Genomic DNA, 17,442 nt, shown 5'->3' with positions numbered 1-17,442 from the left:
AACAAAGCCTGAAACTCCTGACTCCTGACTCCTGACTCCTGACTCCTGACTCCTACCCCCACCGAAAAACTTTTTCAGCAGACCCTAATTAGAAATTGTGGACGGGGACTATTAACGTTTTTTCTTTTTTACCGGTTTTTGAGCCACTTTTCGAGAACGTTTGTAGGCCGATCCGATCCAATCACTACAACTATGACTCATCGCCCCTAATTCTAAACCCAGGAAAATAGCGATCGCTACCCGGGGATACTGTTGCCATAATGCGATCGCTTGCTGCGGCCACAGTCGCCAATCCCAGTCTATACCCCAGAAACTTTGCAGGATCGGGATGATGATGATCGCCGCTAGTAAAAGAAAACTACCAAGATAAAATAACCGAAAGACTGTGCCGATCAATAAACCGTGGGATAACCAACCGCGATGACGGATCATGGAACGGTAGGGTAGCCACAACCAGCGTAGATAACCCCAACGTTTGTATTGTACTGAGTGGATGTCAAGATCTGGTCCAAACAGAAATCCGCTAAACAAATAACTGGCCAAGAGTAACAGAGTTAAGTTACCACTGCCACTGACCAAAAAACTCGCCCCCGCAATCGGTGGCAGCAGAATTAGGGTAATGCGATCGTGAGTTCGACCAGAGGGCATCGGAAAAAAATCAACTCGCTCAAAAAAATAATATACTTTTTTAAAAATATATGTTATGGTGAGAAAGTGCAAAAATGATTCGGGCGTTTAGCTCAGTGGTAGAGCGCCTGCCTTACAAGCAGGATGCCGTAAGTTCGACCCTTACAACGCCCATTTTTCTCAATCCTGACCTCGTCAAGCTTTCACTCCCGATCGCCGGCTGAGATTAAAACTATTGAGGGGAATTGCTGCGGGAAGGCAAAATTGGGACTAATTGCTAGTAAGCTAGTCAGTAGGTACTAGGATTAATTCATCGCGGCACACCGGTTATATGGCCAATTGGAAATGTATTAAAAATTGTGGAGCTTGTTGTCAACTAAATCCCGATGAGCGTCCTGACTTAGAAGAATATCTGACTCCCGCACAATTAAGTCAATATCTCAGCATGGTGGGGGAAGAGGGTTGGTGTATATACTTTGATCGCCAAACCCGTCTCTGTACCATTTATGACCAGAGACCGGAATTTTGTCGTGTTCAACCGGATATTTTTGCCAAAATGTATCAAATCGAACCGAGAGAATTTGAGCAATTTGCGATCGATTGCTGTCATCAACACATTGAGGATCTTTATGGGGAAGATAGCCTAGAAATGAATAGCTATCGTCAGCAAGTAGGCTAAGATTTATCCCTATCCCAGAAATAAGTGGTCTGGTTATTTTTCCTACCTTCTCGATGGCTAAACCAAAACGGTTCTTCGGTTTGTCTTATGCAATGTACAGGGTTATAAGCAATGAAACTCTTATAGAGAAAGACATTTGGCGATTTTTGTTAATTGTTTTCGATCTAGAGCGAACTAATCAATCAAATCTCTTGCCAGATAAGGATTTAGTCCATTTATGCCACCCTATCGAACCATACTAAGTAACGAAGAACCACCAAAACCAGTAAAATTACGGAATTGATTGTTTCCCTGTTGAGGAGAAGTCTATAGGAAACTCAAAACCTCTAGTAGAGGTGCAGAGTTTGAGTTCAGGACAGGGAAAAACTATCATGGAAAAACCAGAAAAACAGCGCCGCAGACGCGGGGTTGTCCTTACCCCCACAGGACTAGAAAAATTACTTACTGCCAAACAAGAAGCGGAATATCGGGATAATCGCGGTCATCGTTTCACCCTAGAAGTCCTCAGCGAGAAAACTCTTTTAGGGGTAGATACTCTGATGAAGGTATTTGCTTGTGAATCGGGAGTGGATAAACAAACCCTGAAACATTGTTTTCAAGCTTTTAATTTAACTCTAGAAAATAGCGATTATTATCGTCCTAACTTGCCAGAAACTGATACTATTAATCCTCAACTATTGCCTGAGTTACCAGAGGGACAAGTACCCCTCGATTCCCCCTTTTATATCAACAGAAATAATCTAGAACAGATTTGTTATCAAGAGATCTTGCGCGGGGGTAGTCTTATCCGGATTAACGCGGCCAGAAAAATGGGAAAAACTTCCCTGATGACTAGAATTATTAATTATGCACAACAACAGCAATACCATACGCTTTATTTCAGTTTTCGGTTAGCAGAAAGCTCAATTTTTCAAGATTTAAATCACTGGCTGCGTTGGCTTTGTGTTAGTATTAGTCGCCAGTTAGATTTAGACAATCATCTCCCACAGAATTGGGATGAATTCTTGGGGGGTAAAATTAACTGTAAAATCTATCTAGAAAAGCATATTCTCTCCCATCTCGATCGCCCTTTAGTGATTGCCTTTGATGATCTTGAATATCTTTTATCCTATCCACAGCTAAGGGAAGAATTTTTTAGTATTCTGCACCTCTGGCACGAGGAAGGCAAAAACAAACCCCTCTGGCAAAAATTACGTTTAATTGTTGCCTATTCCCCTGCACACGAGCTTGGTAAAACCTCAGATACCTATCAATCTCCTTTTGGTCTTGGCCTACCGATCGAATTGCCTAATTTTACCAGCGCACAAGTACGAGAATTAAGTCAAAGACAGGGATTAGATCAGAATTTTGACTACGAAAAATTATGGATATTTCTAGGGGGTAATCCCTATTTAATTCGTCTTGCTTGCTATCATATTGCTCGGGGTAATTGTACCCTAGAAACCATTTTAGCTACTTCGATCGACGAGGAAAATAATATTTTTGCAGACCATCTTAAACGGTTACTTTCGCATCTACAATACTTAAAAGGCAATTTAGCGGCTATCTTTGCTAAGGTGGTGATGGCAGAAAAAGACATAGAAATTGATTTAATGGCAGCTTTTCACCTAGAAAGTCTCGGACTGATTCACCGACAAGGTAAGTTTTGCCGAGTGAGTTGTCCTCTCTACCGTCAATATTTTGGCGAATATTTCCGGCAACGTTCTGTTTTTTTGCCTCGAAAAACTTCTATCTTCGCCAAAAAAATTACGCTTGCTCACTTTGATACTTCCGAAAAAAGTCGCTATGCCATGTAGTTTATAGTCCGTTAGGCGCTCGACTAACAAAGCCTACGAGTGCTAAAATTATCACCATAAACATCCTCAACGAAAATCAACAATGTCATTATGAGGGAGTGATACTAAATCCTGTTTAAAAGTATAGGAGAGTGGGAAGTGGGTTTTTAAAGTTCCCGTGGAACAGGCTTCTAGTTCCTGTGTTTTAGGAATAAAACTTTTCGTACTCATCATGATCGCCAATCCAAAACCAGGTCACTGTATCCCCTGACAGCACTCCCAAAGCTCGATGACTCTTCGTTACACGCACTGACCAAATATCTTCGTCGCTGTCAATACACTTAAAATGTAACGATGGATGAAACGGATTCTCCACCCATAACCGATATGCTTTCCTGGCTCCGGCTTTGACTGCTGGCTTCAAGTTGCGATACTTCTGCCAAAATGAAGGCAATGTTGCGGAATTCATAGCTGCTCATAATCCATCGGTGCGGACAATCCTGCCGCAATCTCTTCTTTGGCTTTTCGAGCTGCTACGACTAGATTATTCTTCGTCTGTTTAAAAGACTGATCCCATCGTTTTTCTTCTTCAATTTCTGCAATATAAGCTCGAACGTACTCTACTAACTGCTCTTGAAGCTCATCAGGCAGAGACTCAACCATCTTGATGATCGTGGTAATAGCGGTCGAGGGCATGGTATCTATCAGCGTAGTAGGTTTTCTCTATTCTACAACGTCCACCGCAAACCAAAAATGATATGATTTTTGTGTCCTCTGTGGCTTTGTGGTCAATTAGCCTCGCTCAAAACCAAACAATTTATAATTGAAGAGCGAGGTATTTATGGGTAAAGAGAGGTATTTATGGGTAAAGAAGAAGAACTACTTGAACAATGGCGAGAACTGACACCGGAAAAGCAACAAAAAGTTTTACAATTTGTTCAAACACTGAAATCTAAGTCGGAAACAACAGCACCAATTAATTAGGAGTCTAACCCATGAGCGGCCCCACCATCGAAACCGATTTAGGAAAAATCCTAGACCAGATTAATCAGAATCTTAAAGAGACCAATCAGAAGCTAGACGCGCTCCAGAAAGATGTCACAGACATGAAGATTGTTCAAGTCAGATTCGAGGCCGAAGTCAAGGGAGACCTCAAGGCATTACAGGGAGAATTCAACACCTTACAAGGTGATCTAAAAGAGATTAAAGGCTCCCAGAAAGCCCAAATTTGGGCATTAATCACTATCTTGGCAACAGCAGTTATCGGAACTGTCATCCGCTTTGTCATCACTGTTCCCCCTGTTAGCAACCCCTAACTTCCACTGCCGGGGAACAGGCTTCTAGTTGCTGTTTGATATTCAGGTAGAATCAATGATATAATTGGTGCGTTACGGCGGATTGTTAATTTTGGTTTTTTGACCGGATTTGTGACCGACTCAACACTTTATCATCCTCTACTGATCCCCCCTGCCCCCCTTGATAAGGGGGGAACTGACAACTTTTAACACCTACCTACTTATGTTTTAGATGCTAGGGTTGGGACATGGAAGAATTAAGAATTGTCAATTGAACACCGTTATCTCTTTCATAAACCATCACAACCGGAAAGGTTAATTTAGCTTCTTTTTTTGGTAATGCTGGGAAAATATAGGAATAACCATTGCCTTTGAGCAACAGTCGCCAAATTCTCGGTTTATCAGGGTTACTAATATCATTAAGTTCGTTATCTAATAAACGTTTGTAGGATTGAAGATCGCCGATAATCCTAAAATTAGGTAGGTTAGTTTTTGTGGAACGACTTTCTAAAGGATTATTAAGTTTTCGTCCTAAACTGGCATCTTGAGGCATAACAATCGTGACAATCGGTAAAGAAGAAGTTTCATTAACAGCATCTTTCCAAGCATCATCTTTTGCTTGCCAGGTTGCCAGCCAAAAAAGAGCCATCAGTACAAAAATAACGATAATAAATTCATTCAATAGGGATGATAAAAAATTAACGATCTTAGCTTGGGATTTACTCAAAGCAATCGGTAATCTTTTCAGATATTTTATCAGCCATCTTTGTCCGGCAAAGGTGATGACAGTAGCACCTATAATCACCAATAAAAATAGGATTTTTCTAGGAATTGCCCAAAGGTCTCCAAAAAATGTTTGAAAAGCGGCAAAATAAAAGGATTCGTTAGGAAGACTCAGAGTCGTAACTTCGAGGTGAAAAAAGCTAAAGTATGCCCAGCGATAAATCCAGCCAGTAAAGTAAAGAGCAGCGGCTAATAAAACCAATACACTAATTAGTTTACCGAGAGGATTAAATTCTGAGGAATTGTCGGGATCAGTCATGACAAACTGCCTGGGATGGTTGAAGTGAAAAAGGAGATGTTAAAATTCTATCATCTCTTATTTATTTCGATATTGAGGGGTTAATCGGATGATGAAAGCTATTTTGCGGGGGAGTATTTTCTCTTTGCTGTTGCTGGGAGTAGCAAGCGATCGGCGGTTAGAATGGCTTCAGGGTTCTGTCCGCAGTCAGGAAACGGCGTTAGAGGTGGCTGTACCGGATAAGGCGACGGTGGTACTCAAGCGGGGAAATCCTCTGACGGGACGGTTAACAGCTTTTAATCAGGCAAGTTTGAGACTGTCGGCGGGGGGTGATTCAGAAACGGTTCCTCTGAATCAAATTAAATCGATAGAATTTGAAGGAGATGTCTGGATTGAGGGTGAACCTCTTCCTTCTCGTATCCGAGGTTATGTTAAAACTTGGCCAGGAGTTCCTGTCACGGCTTTAAGGTTACAAAATCCTCCCCAGTCGGCTAAAGTCAACTTAAATAGGGTATTAACACCTGAAGAATTACGAAAGCTACTTAATATCAAGGACAAGGTTCATGTACTATCTAAAATTAGTTTTAACTCGCCTCAAAAAATGACTTTAGAAGCCTTTACTATGCCCAAAAAATAAATTATGTCTATCTCTCGTCTTAAACTTCTGGGTTATTTAATCATCACAACAACTATCCTAAGTGTTGCGATGTGGATGTCTCCTGAGCGAGGCAAATTTTTGCCGTTTAAGGGCATCAATTACGCTGTCCCCCAAAATCGTCCAAACACACAACAGCAGAAAAGGATCGCGTTAGTGATTGGCAATGCAAATTACCAAGTTGGTAAGCTTGATACACCGCTTAATGATGCCACAGATATGGCTAATGCTTTGAAGGAATTAGGTTTTGAGGTAATTTTGCTCAAGGATTCTTCTAAACGACAAATGGATGATGCTCTCGATCAGTTTACCACTCGAATTAATCAAGGTTACGTCGGTTTATTTTATTATGCAGGTCATGGAATGCAGGTAGAAGGAGAAAATTATCTCATTCCTGTTAATGCTCAGATTAAAGCTGAAAAAGATGTTGAGTATGAGTCAATGCCTTTGGGGAAAATACTCGGCAGAATGGAAGATGCAGGTAATCGAATTAATATTGTGATTTTAGATGCTTGTCGAGATAATCCTTTTCGTAAATTTTGGCGTTCATCTAGCAGGGGATTAACAGCACCAGTACAAGCAGCATCAGGAACTTTAATTGCTTTTGCTACTGCACCGGGAAAAGTAGCTAGTGATGGTACTGGACGGAATGGATTATTTACTTCCTATTTATTAAAATATATTAAAACTCCCAATATGGAAGTGGATTTAATGATGCGAAAAGTCCGCTCTGATGTTGCCCAAAATACTAATAATTATCAAGTTCCTTGGACTTCATCTTCTTTAATAGGAGAATTTGCTTTTAATCAAAAGACTGAAACAACCCCTCCTCCTGTGACTAGCAGTGTCAACATGGATAATTACAAACCCCGCTTAGATGGAACTGCTGTCGTCGAGATGATCATCAAAGGTAAACCGGTAAAGATCGAAATTGATGGTAATGCGGCCCCAATTACTGCTGGTAACTTTGTGGATCTCGTGGGGAGAGGTTTTTATAATGGTTTAACTTTCCATCGCGTGGTTACAGAACCGCAGCCTTTTGTCGCCCAAGGTGGTGATCCCCAAGGTCGCGGAACTGGTGGTTTTGTCGATCCAGAAACCAAGCAACCTCGTTATGTTCCCCTCGAAATTCTCCTCAAAGACGAAAAAGAGCCGATTTATGGGAAATCAATCGGTCAACAGGCCACGTCGCGCACTCCCATCGTCGCTTTACCCCATAAACGCGGTGCGATCGCGATGGCTCGTTCTACACAACTTAATTCCGCTTCTTCTCAGTTTTATTTTGCTCTGTCCTCGATGGTGATTATGCCGTTTTTGGTTATGTAACTGAGGGAATGGAAGTGATCGATACGATCAAACAAGGGGATAAAATTGACTCGGCCAAAGTTGTTTCTGGTGCAGAAAATTTGAAAAAATAGTAGCTTGTAGGGTGTGTTAGGCGCGTATTTAAAGGAAATTTGTTAATAATTAAATTATGATCGCGCCGTAACGCACCTTCTTAAGAAAATTGGTGTATTATGCTATCACTAACGCACCCGACAAGAGCCGCTACTGTGTCCTCTGTGGTTTTTATTATGATTATTTAACTGCTACCGAATATCCCCCCGTAGCAATCTCTCCCTAGTAACAGGTTTCTAGTTCCTGTTTGATAAATGATATAATTGGTGCGTGGGGCGTGGCTCTTTCGTGCAAAAGCTTGTTACCTATAGAATATAACGATCTCAGGTTTTTTGTCAAGTCTAATTTTAGGGGTTTTGCTCCCGTAAACATCAGCTTTTCACAGAACTCGATTTTTATCTTAAAATTGATACAATCAACCATAAAGAGATAATGACAATGATAAACCTAGAAACGATTCAAGAAGATATTGCGTCCCTTCCCCTCGACGCACAACAGACTATTCTTGAACTTGTAGGTATTCTCAAAAAACGATATTCTCCCAACCCACAGGAAATGAAAGAGCAGGGAACAGAAGATTGGTCTGACTTTATCGGTTGTATAGAAGCTGAACCAGACCTTTCGCAAAACTATAAAACCTATTTAACAAGTGAACTTAAGCAAAAATATGATCATTGTTGATACTGGTTTCTGGCTGGCTCTTGCTAATAAAAACGACTTACTTCACCCATTAGCAAAAAAACAATTCCAAAAATTCATCAATCAACAATTTATTACAACCTGGTGCGTTGTTACTGAAACTTGCTACTTACTACAAAAACGAGTGGGAATAGATGTCCCAAAAACCCTTATTCATAAAATCTCCACAGGAGAACTACAGGTATTCAACCTAGAACTGATGCAAAAATATAGAGATTTGCCAATGGATTTAGCCGACGCATCTTTGGTTATTTTAGCAGAAGAATTAGGTTCAGGTCAAATTATTTCCGTTGATTATCGAGATTTTAATACCTATCGTTGGAAAAATACGGAGCCATTTCAAAATCTTTTTCAAGAACAAATGTAATCCGGAACAGGTTTCTAGTTCCTGTTTGATATTCAGGTAGAATGAATGATATAATTGGTGCGTGGGGCGTGGCTCTCTCGTTTAAAAGCTTGTTACCTGTAGAATATAACGATCTCAGGTTTTTTATCAAGTCTAATTTTAGGGATTTTGCTCATGTAAACATCAGCTTTTCACAGAACTCGATAGATAAATTATGAATTATGAATTATGAATTATGAATTATGAATTATGAATTATGAATTATGAATTATCAAAAAAAATAGAAAAAACAAATAGATATTCGGGAATGTTGTTTTGAGTATGCACTGCGAGCAATTAAACTTTATCAATAAACAATAATTTGAGAAAATGAACCAAAAAACTTACCAACTAACCTTAAACTTTGACCAGATTTTAGATTTGGTTAAACAACTCCCAGAAAGTGACAAAATAAAACTCAGTAAAGAACTCGAAAAAGAAACTTTAAATCAAAAATTAACCCAACTTTTAGAAACCTTTAAAACTGATGAGCTTTCCCTAGAGACAATTACCGAAGAAGTGGAGGAAGTTAGGGATAAAATTTATGGACAACAAGCCACCGATTAAAGTTATTATTGATACTAACCTTTGGATTAGCTTTCTTATTGGTAAACAGTTAGCCAGTTTAAAATATCTACTGATTGAAAAAACTCTTGTGCCGATTTTTTCTCCACAGCTACTTAATGAAATTAACCTTGTTACCAAAAGACCAAAATTACAAAAGCATTTTCCAAAAAGTAAAGTTCAAGAATTACTTGAACTTTTAAGCATAATTGGGTTATGTATTGAGACTAAATCAAAAATTAATATCTGTAGAGACGCTAAAGATAACTACCTTTTAGCCTTAGCCAAAGATAGTCAAGCTGATTTTTTAATTACAGGCGATCAAGATTTATTGATTTTGCAACAATTTGGAATAACTAAAATTGTTACTTATCAACAATTTTTAGTAATCTGTAGATTGGGTTGAGGAACGAAACCCAACCTAGGATAAGATTGGTTTGATTACAATGATGAACAGCTTATCTCCCTACATCATCGCAGCCAATTTTCTACGGTTAATCTCTGAACTCTCAGCATATCTGAGTCATCAGAAATGAGGATGAGATTATGGCTAATAGCTGTTGCTGCAATGAGAATATCAGCCATTTGTATTGGGGTTCCTTTGCGCCTTAAATCAGCAGAAATTGCTGCAGCTTCATGGACAATTTCCATTGTATCTAATAACAATACTCTTAAATCAGTGCGGCACAAATCCTGAAATCTTGCTAACTTATTCGTTGCTTTAACTGCTAATAACCCAGCCTCAGTTTCTAAATAGGTAATACAGCTTATAAAAACATCATTTCCTTGTAGTCTTACTTCACTTAATTTCTCAACAACTACTTAGTTGTCTTTGAGAATAGCTGTGACGATGTTAGTATTGAGTAGATAACCCACGACTATTTAATATTTTTGTCTAAAACTTGCGATCACTGCGTCAAACTCTGCCATTTGTTCCGAAGTTAAATCCTTCAGCATTCCCGCCATTGCTTGTACTCCCAAAACTTGCCTAATTTTCTGATTTAGATTTTCATCGGACATCATTTCTAATTCTGAAAGGGAGCTTGAGGAATTTTCTACAGTGTAAGTTCGGAAGAACCATTATGGTTTGGCTGTTTCGAGTCTGACCATGAAATCCAGGATCATCCATTGACAATGCTGACTCGATTCTATCCCGGTGGTTTTTTCCCGCTGCATGGACATCCTGGTGGTGAAGATATTTTGGTGCTTGAAGGCAATTTTGTAGATGAAACAGGAGTCGGACGTAGAGCCAAAAAAGACAGGCTCAATGCCTGTCTAAAAAACAAAACAAATTCCCTATCAGCTGACCACAAATAAGGAGTTTTTTGCGTCAAATTTCCAAGCAATACCATCGGGATCTCTGATGCGACTCCAATCGGCAAATTCTGCTTCCGATTTATTTTTTTTGTTTCTACCCAAAACGGCTGGGGTAACTCCTAAACGTTTAGCCAAATCCGCCAAACTCATCGATGAGATGGTTTCAGATACAGTGGTTAGAGATTCTTCCCTAACTTCTGATTCTGATTGGGATAAAGAACTGTCAGGACTGTTCAAACTAGGATTAATTATCTCCTCCGGTTCTTGAATTACCGTTTCTTGAACAGCGATCGTTTCGGTTTTTTCTTCCTCTTTTTCCTCAAATAATTTACCTAAATTAGTCAGAGGTTGGGAGGAGGAAATAACAGGAACCTCCGAGACAGAATTTTCGCTTTTCTCGGCGACAATCAGGGGGGATTTAGCCTCCTGGGATTGCTCTAAAGTGGTCAGAGGTGATCTCGAGGCAGTAATCGCAGGAACTTGTTTTTCCCCTATTTCTTCTAAAGAGGGGTCACTCTCATCAAAAATACTCCCCAAGGTACTGGCGGTGATAAAGTAATAGGCCATACCCTTATCGCCTACAGCTTTTTTTTGCGCCCCAAATTCCTCAGCTTTTTTGTCTAAAAATTGTCTGGCTAATTTGGCCGTGAGATTGGCTTTTGCCGATAGGTCAATCGGGGTGAGACAACCTTGATTGTCCTGTAAAAGTTGATTGAAATAGGGGTTAATCACCGTCGATAATTTTGACCAGCGATAGTCTTGCCACACCTTGACTGCAAGAGTTAAGAAGAAGACCAGTAGGATCAATGGCCAAGCGGTAAAAACAAGGATGATTAGCACCGCTAGGGGAATGATGAGGACGAGAAACCCCGCCGTTTGACGATCGATAATTTTTCCAGTCATAATTTCATAAGCTGCCACAATTAAAATTCTTAATGGCTAGTTTGACTATCTCCTGCCATAAGTGTATATGACCAGTTTAGGCTTTATTGGTCACGCCGGTTAGTTCTAGTCGTTCAAACATGGCAAATCTTGCTTTCAGGGCCAGAGAATCATCAAGTTTTGCTAAAAAAATGGCTTTTTGATACTTTTGTTCTAAAGCTTTTGTGATTAACCAATCGGCTAAAAAGGGATTTTTGGGTAGTAGGGGACCGTGAGCATAGGTGGCGATCGCATTGTGGTAAAATGCCCCTTCATAACCGTCCTCTCCGTTATTTCCGTAACCGGTAATCACCTTTCCTAAGGGAGAAACGGTCTGTAAATAGGTACGACCCCCGTGATTTTCAAAGCCAATTACTAGCGGTTTTTCCCCGGTCATAGCTTTAATTTCCTCCGCTAAGGGGGAGGCAGTAATTTCAAAAACTACGTTACCGATACAGCGTTTTGCATCTGGTCCGGGATGTTTACTTACTAGGTCTAATAATCCTAATCCTTCGATTCTTTGACCGAAAGCTGGTTCGTAATAATGTCCTAATAATTGTGGGGAACCACAGGTAAAAACTCCCGGTATTCCTGCCGATAATTGTTCTTTCATCGCCGCTGCTTTTGCCCCTTGTAAATCGCGCATAACGATCTCCTGCTGCCGATCCTGCGCCCCACCCCCAACAATTATATCTACTTGATAAAATGTCTCGGCTTCTGTTTGAGCATCTAGGGGAATAATTGTCACAGCAATATCACGCCATTGACATCTTCTTTGGATAGTAATAACATTACCTCGATCGCCGTAGGTACTCATTAATGTCGGATATAACCAGCCGATTTTTAGTTCTAGTTCTTGCATAATTTTTTAGGGGATTAGGGAATGGGGGATAGGGGATGGGGGATAGGGGATGGGGGAAATTCAACTAACACCCCAACACCTAACACCAATCTTCACTCTTTTCTAACTTCTACAAAATCTTTCGTCCCGTGAGAATCTCTCGTACTTCTAACATAGCAGAATAGGTAGGTAAAATATGTAAAGTTTCCTCATTTTTGGTGTTATTAATCGCAATTTGGATCGCTTTTTTTAGCTCGGATTCAACAATTAAATTAACGGGAGAAGCGAGACTATCCTGACTATATTGTAAGCGTAAAGCCATGTCATAAAGTCGATCGCCTGTCACTACTAAAGTTGTTCCCAAACGGGTTAATTTTTCCGTATCCACATCCCAAATCCAAGAAACATCCGTACCGTCGGGGATGCGATCATTGAGAACCAAGAGAGTAGTAGAAGACTTTTCTTTCTGTAAAATATCAGCCACTGCGCGAATTGTTTCATTCATACCCACGGGATTTTTAGACAGTAAAATTCTAACTTTTTTACCCTCAATTTCTAATTCTTCCGCTCGACCAAAAGCCGCTTTAAAACCCTGAACTGTCTCAAAAATTTCTCGATCTTTAATCCCCAATTCCTGGGCTACTAAACCCGCCGCTAAAGTATTATATTTATTATAAACACCGATTAAAATCTGCGGCCAATCCTGACTATGAAAAGCAGGACTACTCTTTTTAAAGCCGCAACTAGGACAACTAAAATCCCCTAAATGGGAGAGATAAACCCCGCGATAATCCAAAGAAGCACCACATTTAGGACAGTAAATAGAATCGACAGCGTGGGGAATTTCTTCCAGATATAATTCTGGCTCACTTAAGCCAAAATATACAACTCGTTGGGGCAGTTGTTGACCCAAATGGGAAAGGGTCGGATCATCAGCATTGAGAATCACTAAAGTATTGGTGGGTAGGGGAGATATGGCTCCTTGCCAACGGCGACTAATCGTATCCACTTCCCCATAGCGATCGAGTTGATCGCGAAACAAATTTAGAGCTAAAATAGCGCGAGGACGACAATCTTTTAAAACCAAAGGGAGAATATTTTCATCCACTTCTAAAATGGCATAATCAGCCTTTAAAGTGCCGAATAAATTGGCATCGGCTAATAAAGCAGTGATTAAACCATTAATTAAATTCGCCCCGGTGGTATTATGGGTGACTTTTGCCCCCTGACGCTCTAGAATAGTTCTTAGCAGTAGGGAAGTGGTAGTTTTTCCATTCGTGCCAACCACCAAGATTACCCCCCGTCGGACTTGCCCACAGAGTAGCGGTAACAAACGGGGATGGAGACGACGGGCAATTTCCCCCGGCAAGACGCTGGCAGCCCCTAAACGGAGTCCTTTAACCAGAGCAGTAACGGTTTTAGCCACCGCTACGGCTATCCCTAAACGGATGCGATCAAACAATTGCATGAACTGAGATTCTTATAGCTGTTTCGTGATTTTACCGCTAAAAGAAGACCGGTAAACGGGGTAAGTTCCCATTGATTCTTTCCTACCGACAAAAAAGACAGCCTATAATTATAGGTAAGTTTTGCGCCGATTCTACCGCACACGACATTTTAGGGCTAGAGCTTATGGGTTTATTGACAAGATTGGGGATTTCACTGGGATTACTCGCCCTAGGCGGTACTGTGGGGGTGCTAGGAAATCAGTATTTAAGCAGAAAAGCACCCCTAGAGGTAAATAAACCGCCGGCAGTCCTCCCCGCTTCCCTCTCTCTCCCTGTTATTCCCCAAAACGACGGCAATGTTAATTTTATCGCCCAGGCCGTGCAGAAAGTCGGGCCGGCGGTGGTGCGGATTGACTCGGCCCGGGAAGTGGCCGACCAAATTCCCGAAGAATTTAAACAGCCCTTTTTTCGGCGCTTTTTTGGTAATGAAGTGCCGATTCCCAGGGAGCATTTGGAACGGGGAACCGGTTCTGGGTTTATAATCAGTACAGATGGACTACTTTTAACTAATGCCCATGTGGTGGAAGGCACAACCCAAGTAAAAGTGACTCTGAAAAACGGTCAAACCTATCAGGGTAAAGTTCTGGGGGTTGACAATATGACCGATGTGGCCCTGGTGAAAATCGAGGCGGAAAATTTACCGACGGTGACTTTTGGCAAGGCCGAAACTTTAATCCCCGGGGAGTGGGCGATCGCTATTGGCAATCCCCTAGGCTTAGATAATACGGTTACGGTGGGCATTATTAGTGCCTTGGGCCGGACTAGCAGCGAAGTCGGGGTTCCCGATAAACGAGTCCGTTTTATTCAAACCGATGCCGCTATTAACCCCGGCAATTCCGGCGGCCCGTTGCTAAACGCCAAGGGGGAAGTTATCGGCATTAATACGGCAATTCGGGCCGATGCTCAGGGTTTAGGGTTTGCTATTCCCATCGAAACCGCCCAAAAAGTGGCGGGACAGCTATCTAGCAAGGGTAAAGCGGAACATCCCTACATCGGTATCCACATGGTGACGCTAACCCCAGAATTACGGCAGCAATTGAACGAAACTAAAGAATTAAACTTTAATATTGACCAAAATGAAGGGGTAATCGTCCTGCGAGTGGTGGAAAATTCCCCCGCCCAAAAAGCTGGGATGCAAGCGGGTGATATCATCGAAACTGTGGCAGGAAATCCCGTTAAAACCGCTTCCGATGTGCAGCAAGGTGTAGAAACCAGTGCGATCGGTGGTAATCTGGAAATCGAGATTAACCGCAGGGGTAAACAACAAACTCTCACCGTTCAACCGGGGGTTTTTCCCAGCAAAACTAGCGATTAACAATACCGCTCGGTCAAGGGGCGACCCCTTACCCTACACTGGGAGGAGAGAAAATAGCAGCGGAGCGATCGAAATTGAGGCAGCGGTTACACTTAAAACTATCAATTGGGCGCGGGGCTGCCCTCCTAATCGGTTTGCTGGGATTAACGGCCTGTCAACCGCCTGATCCGCCGACAATTTCGCCGACAGAATCGCCTAAAATTGAAGAAACTGGCCGCTTAATTCTCAATAATGCCACCTTAGAACAGGCTAACCCATCGGGACAACCCCTCTGGAAAATTCAAGTCAAAAAAGCTACCTACACCCAAGACCAAAAAATTGCCCGTCTGGAAAATATCAAGGGTAATATCTATCAAGATGGGAAGGTAGTTTTACAGGTTAGTGCTGACCGCGGTGAAGTCTATAAGGAAGGCCAGGAAATTCTCCTCAAAGATAATATTGTGGCTGTAGATCCCCGCAATAAGGCCATTATTAACGCGCCTGAATTGCGTTGGCTACCCAAGGAAGGTATTTTAATCTCCCCCAAAGGGATCAAAGGTAGTCATCTACAACTAGAAGCCAAGGCTCGCCAAGGACTCTACCACACGCGCCAAGAAAAACTAGAATTACAAGGTCAAGTGGTGGCTACCGCCAAGGAATCCCGTGTTGTCCTGCAAACCGAGCGCCTGTACTGGGAAATTCCTCAACAGGTCATTAGTACCGATCAAAAAGTCGCTTTTGATCGCTATATTAATAAAACTATTATCGATCGCCTTACTGCTATCGGCGGTCGTTGGGAAAGAAAAAATAATCAGGTTATCCTACAAGAAAACCTCGAATATCGCTCTTTAGAACCACCTTTACAGATTTCTGGTTCTCAGGCAATTTGGAACTATCAAAATCGTACCCTAACGTCCGATCGCCCCACGGAAATTTTTCAATATCAAGATCAAATCACTATTACTGGTAATCGTGTGGTGGTGGAATTAGGCAATCGTATCGCTTATCTCAAGGATGGGGTTAAGGGAATTAATCAGAAAACTGGAGCGCAATTGTATAGTCAGATCTTAACTTGGAAAATGTCGGAAAAAATTGTCGAGGCCGAGGGGAATATTATCTATGAACAACAGGAACCAAAATTTAATCTCACCGGCGATAAAGCGATCGGCACTTTAGAAGATAATAACATTGTTGTTAGTAGTAGTTCCCCCGATCGAGTTGTCACCGAGATTTATCCCCGTTAACAGGGAAAATTAGCCAAAAAAAACTCTCCCCAAAAAAGGGAGAGGGGGGGTAAATATTTAAAAGCTTACCATTTGAGCAGGTTAAACTGTTCCATATCGATGGTGTCGCGGTTACGATAGATAGTCAGGATAATCGCTAAACCCACGGCTGCCTCGGCTGCCGCTACGGTAATCACGAAAATAGTAAAGATTTGGCCTCTGATATTAGCGGGGTCAAGATAGTTGGAAAAACCCATTAAGTTAATGTTAACGGAATTGAGCATCAATTCGATCGACATTAAAACCCGGACAGCATTGCGACTGGTGACTAAACCGTAAATTCCGATACAAAATAAAGCCGCCGCTAATAACAAATAATACTCTAACTGAATCTGCATGATACCTCTTTCTTTGGTCTTATTTAGGGGCGGTTAATTCTCTGGGTCGTTCGGGTAATGTTAAGGCTGTGGCCGTAGGTTCTTCAGCTTTCAGGGTGGGGATAAGGTCACGACGAGCTAAAATAATTGCTCCGACCATGGCCATTAATAATAGCACAGAAGCTAATTCAAAGGGTAGCAGGAAATCACTAAAGAAATGCTTACCGATTTCTACTAAAGTATTAGTCACTACTGCGGGAGAAGTGCTAGAAATTGACCAAGGCGTGATTAAAACCATGGTCGATAACAGTACAAATAAACCCACACAAACTAAAGCAGTAGATGCCCGACGAATCCAACGTTTAGGAATATCAGAAAAGTCCTCTTGCTTGTTAACAAGCATAATGGCAAAGAGAATTAAAACGTTAATTGCGCCCACATAAATTAGAATTTGTGCCGCCGCTACAAAGTCAGCATTTAGTAAGAGATATAAACCCGAAATGCTGATAAAAACACCACCCAATAAAAAGGCGGAATAAACGATATTAGATAATAGTACCACGCCTAAAGCGGTCCCGATTACCAGGGCTGCTAAAATGCCAAAAGATACTATTTGAACGCCCTCGGCTAAATTCACAGTAGTTTCATCTCCTTTTATGTTTGAGAGTTATTAATTATTAGTTATCAGTCAGGGATTAGGTGATGGAGTGGTCACTGCGTGCGCGTTGCGGGGGGGATTGGGGAGAAAAAGCTATCTCGGAGTCTCCTAACTGCTAATTAGGGTCTGCTGAATAATGGTAAAACCCTTTTAAAATAAAGCTTTTGACCTGTTAAAGTCCGATGTTAGTGCAAGAAAATAGGAT

The 17,442-nt window shown here is 41.4% G+C and carries 23 protein-coding genes, 1 tRNA gene and 3 pseudogenes; 15 read left to right on the top strand and 12 right to left on the bottom strand.

Annotation, left to right across the window (positions count from 1 at the left end; genetic code table 11):
• Nucleotides 1-111 precede the first annotated feature (111 nt).
• Nucleotides 112-648, bottom strand: a complete 537-nt coding sequence (locus tag BGL89_RS13860) for a metal-binding protein (protein ID WP_046662393.1) — start codon at nt 646-648, stop codon at nt 112-114.
• 81 nt (nt 649-729) lie between these two features.
• On the opposite strand from BGL89_RS13860, the gene BGL89_RS13855 reads away from it, so the two are divergent.
• The 3 genes from BGL89_RS13855 to BGL89_RS13845 all read left to right on the top strand — a co-directional run bounded on the left by BGL89_RS13855 (nt 730) and on the right by BGL89_RS13845 (nt 3,102).
• Nucleotides 730-801 (top strand) — tRNA-Val (locus BGL89_RS13855).
• Nucleotides 802-958: 157 nt separating this feature from the next.
• On the top strand, nt 959-1,306 hold the full coding sequence (locus BGL89_RS13850; protein WP_286826191.1) for a YkgJ family cysteine cluster protein: 348 nt from the start codon (nt 959-961) through the stop codon (nt 1,304-1,306).
• Nucleotides 1,307-1,677: 371 nt separating this feature from the next.
• Entirely contained in the window at nt 1,678-3,102 is a 1,425-nt protein-coding gene (locus BGL89_RS13845) for an AAA-like domain-containing protein (protein ID WP_286826190.1), read from the top strand.
• A 66-nt stretch (nt 3,103-3,168) separates the two neighbouring features.
• Here the strand turns inward: BGL89_RS13845 and BGL89_RS13840 are convergent, their stop codons facing one another.
• Genes BGL89_RS13840 through BGL89_RS13830 form a run of 3 tightly spaced genes read right to left on the bottom strand, consistent with a single transcriptional unit; the run spans nt 3,169 to nt 3,777 of the window.
• Nucleotides 3,169-3,315 carry a hypothetical protein gene (locus tag BGL89_RS13840; protein WP_286826199.1) on the bottom strand — a complete coding sequence of 49 codons (147 nt, stop codon included), beginning with the start codon at nt 3,313-3,315 and terminating at the stop codon, nt 3,169-3,171.
• On the bottom strand, nt 3,287-3,550 hold the full coding sequence (locus BGL89_RS13835) for a ParE family toxin-like protein (RefSeq protein ID WP_286826189.1): 264 nt from the start codon (nt 3,548-3,550) through the stop codon (nt 3,287-3,289). The genes BGL89_RS13840 and BGL89_RS13835 overlap by 29 nt, the downstream gene beginning before the upstream one ends.
• Nucleotides 3,547-3,777, bottom strand: coding sequence for a hypothetical protein (locus tag BGL89_RS13830; protein ID WP_271971057.1), 231 nt, complete (start codon nt 3,775-3,777; stop codon nt 3,547-3,549). Before BGL89_RS13830 ends, BGL89_RS13835 begins: the two co-directional genes overlap by 4 nt.
• A 165-nt stretch (nt 3,778-3,942) precedes the next feature.
• On the opposite strand from BGL89_RS13830, the gene BGL89_RS13825 reads away from it, so the two are divergent.
• Both BGL89_RS13825 and BGL89_RS13820 read left to right on the top strand, forming a co-directional pair.
• Nucleotides 3,943-4,065 carry a hypothetical protein gene (locus tag BGL89_RS13825; protein WP_002796307.1) on the top strand — a complete coding sequence of 41 codons (123 nt, stop codon included), beginning with the start codon at nt 3,943-3,945 and terminating at the stop codon, nt 4,063-4,065.
• Between the two features lie 11 nt (nt 4,066-4,076).
• Complete coding sequence (locus BGL89_RS13820) at nt 4,077-4,397, top strand: hypothetical protein (RefSeq protein WP_286826188.1); 321 nt, start codon at nt 4,077-4,079, stop codon at nt 4,395-4,397.
• Nucleotides 4,398-4,611: 214 nt separating this feature from the next.
• Here BGL89_RS13820 and BGL89_RS13815 read toward each other — a convergent pair whose 3' ends face one another.
• Complete coding sequence (locus BGL89_RS13815) at nt 4,612-5,418, bottom strand: hypothetical protein (protein ID WP_286826187.1); 807 nt, start codon at nt 5,416-5,418, stop codon at nt 4,612-4,614.
• 88 nt (nt 5,419-5,506) lie between these two features.
• Between BGL89_RS13815 and BGL89_RS13810 the strand changes: the two genes are divergently transcribed.
• The 7 genes and pseudogenes from BGL89_RS13810 to BGL89_RS13780 all read left to right on the top strand — a co-directional run bounded on the left by BGL89_RS13810 (nt 5,507) and on the right by BGL89_RS13780 (nt 9,504).
• Nucleotides 5,507-6,034 (top strand): hypothetical protein, encoded by a 528-nt coding sequence (locus BGL89_RS13810; RefSeq protein ID WP_286826186.1) that lies wholly within the window; start codon nt 5,507-5,509, stop codon nt 6,032-6,034.
• Nucleotides 6,035-6,037: 3 nt separating this feature from the next.
• Nucleotides 6,038-6,838, top strand: a pseudogene (locus BGL89_RS13805) (caspase family protein); the annotation flags it as partial.
• A gap of 51 nt (nt 6,839-6,889) precedes the next feature.
• Nucleotides 6,890-7,470 (top strand): annotated as a pseudogene (locus BGL89_RS13800) (peptidylprolyl isomerase); the annotation flags it as partial.
• A gap of 418 nt (nt 7,471-7,888) precedes the next feature.
• On the top strand, nt 7,889-8,131 hold the full coding sequence (locus tag BGL89_RS13795) for a hypothetical protein (RefSeq protein ID WP_286826185.1): 243 nt from the start codon (nt 7,889-7,891) through the stop codon (nt 8,129-8,131).
• Complete coding sequence (locus tag BGL89_RS13790) at nt 8,118-8,516, top strand: type II toxin-antitoxin system VapC family toxin (protein WP_286826184.1); 399 nt, start codon at nt 8,118-8,120, stop codon at nt 8,514-8,516. The genes BGL89_RS13795 and BGL89_RS13790 overlap by 14 nt, the downstream gene beginning before the upstream one ends.
• Before the next feature lie 348 nt (nt 8,517-8,864).
• Complete coding sequence (gene vap15, locus BGL89_RS13785; protein WP_286826183.1) at nt 8,865-9,101, top strand: type II toxin-antitoxin system VapB15 family antitoxin; 237 nt, start codon at nt 8,865-8,867, stop codon at nt 9,099-9,101.
• Nucleotides 9,079-9,504 (top strand): putative toxin-antitoxin system toxin component, PIN family, encoded by a 426-nt coding sequence (locus tag BGL89_RS13780; protein ID WP_286826182.1) that lies wholly within the window; start codon nt 9,079-9,081, stop codon nt 9,502-9,504. Before vap15 ends, BGL89_RS13780 begins: the two co-directional genes overlap by 23 nt.
• 65 nt (nt 9,505-9,569) lie before the next feature.
• On the opposite strand, the pseudogene BGL89_RS13775 reads toward BGL89_RS13780, so the two are convergent.
• A pseudogene (locus BGL89_RS13775) lies at nt 9,570-9,872 on the bottom strand (PIN domain-containing protein); the annotation flags it as partial.
• A gap of 108 nt (nt 9,873-9,980) precedes the next feature.
• On the bottom strand, nt 9,981-10,118 hold the full coding sequence (locus tag BGL89_RS13770) for a hypothetical protein (RefSeq protein ID WP_286826181.1): 138 nt from the start codon (nt 10,116-10,118) through the stop codon (nt 9,981-9,983).
• A 114-nt stretch (nt 10,119-10,232) separates the two neighbouring features.
• Between BGL89_RS13770 and BGL89_RS13765 the strand changes: the two genes are divergently transcribed.
• Nucleotides 10,233-10,415 carry a cupin domain-containing protein gene (locus BGL89_RS13765; protein WP_502692627.1) on the top strand — a complete coding sequence of 61 codons (183 nt, stop codon included), beginning with the start codon at nt 10,233-10,235 and terminating at the stop codon, nt 10,413-10,415.
• Here the strand turns inward: BGL89_RS13765 and BGL89_RS13760 are convergent.
• The 3 genes from BGL89_RS13760 to BGL89_RS13750 all read right to left on the bottom strand — a co-directional run bounded on the left by BGL89_RS13760 (nt 10,398) and on the right by BGL89_RS13750 (nt 13,645).
• Nucleotides 10,398-11,318, bottom strand: coding sequence for a hypothetical protein (locus tag BGL89_RS13760; protein WP_353743940.1), 921 nt, complete (start codon nt 11,316-11,318; stop codon nt 10,398-10,400). The genes BGL89_RS13765 and BGL89_RS13760 overlap by 18 nt on opposite strands.
• A gap of 76 nt (nt 11,319-11,394) precedes the next feature.
• Nucleotides 11,395-12,198: a type 1 glutamine amidotransferase gene (locus BGL89_RS13755; protein WP_286826179.1), complete on the bottom strand. Its 804-nt coding sequence runs from the start codon at nt 12,196-12,198 to the stop codon at nt 11,395-11,397.
• Nucleotides 12,199-12,307: 109 nt separating this feature from the next.
• Nucleotides 12,308-13,645, bottom strand: a complete 1,338-nt coding sequence (locus BGL89_RS13750; RefSeq protein WP_286826178.1) for a Mur ligase family protein — start codon at nt 13,643-13,645, stop codon at nt 12,308-12,310.
• 164 nt (nt 13,646-13,809) lie between these two features.
• Here BGL89_RS13750 and BGL89_RS13745 point away from each other — a divergent pair, with 164 nt between their 5' ends.
• Nucleotides 13,810-15,000 (top strand): HhoA/HhoB/HtrA family serine endopeptidase, encoded by a 1,191-nt coding sequence (locus tag BGL89_RS13745; RefSeq protein WP_286826177.1) that lies wholly within the window; start codon nt 13,810-13,812, stop codon nt 14,998-15,000.
• Between the two features lie 74 nt (nt 15,001-15,074).
• On the top strand, nt 15,075-16,223 hold the full coding sequence (gene lptC / locus BGL89_RS13740; protein WP_286826176.1) for an LPS export ABC transporter periplasmic protein LptC: 1,149 nt from the start codon (nt 15,075-15,077) through the stop codon (nt 16,221-16,223).
• Nucleotides 16,224-16,288: 65 nt separating this feature from the next.
• Here the strand turns inward: lptC and nuoK are convergent, their stop codons facing one another.
• Together nuoK and BGL89_RS13730 are read right to left on the bottom strand one after the other, a co-directional pair.
• Entirely contained in the window at nt 16,289-16,594 is a 306-nt protein-coding gene (gene nuoK, locus BGL89_RS13735; RefSeq protein WP_197533180.1) for an NADH-quinone oxidoreductase subunit NuoK, read from the bottom strand.
• Nucleotides 16,595-16,619: 25 nt separating this feature from the next.
• Nucleotides 16,620-17,216, bottom strand: coding sequence for an NADH-quinone oxidoreductase subunit J (locus tag BGL89_RS13730; protein ID WP_002762100.1), 597 nt, complete (start codon nt 17,214-17,216; stop codon nt 16,620-16,622).
• Nucleotides 17,217-17,442 lie beyond the last annotated feature (226 nt).

The organism is Microcystis sp. LSC13-02, assembly GCA_002282935.1.
Classification (GTDB): Bacteria; Cyanobacteriota; Cyanobacteriia; order Cyanobacteriales; family Microcystaceae; genus Microcystis.
The sequence above is the reverse complement of the archived record's forward strand: the minus strand, read 5'-3'. Positions and strand labels throughout refer to the sequence as shown.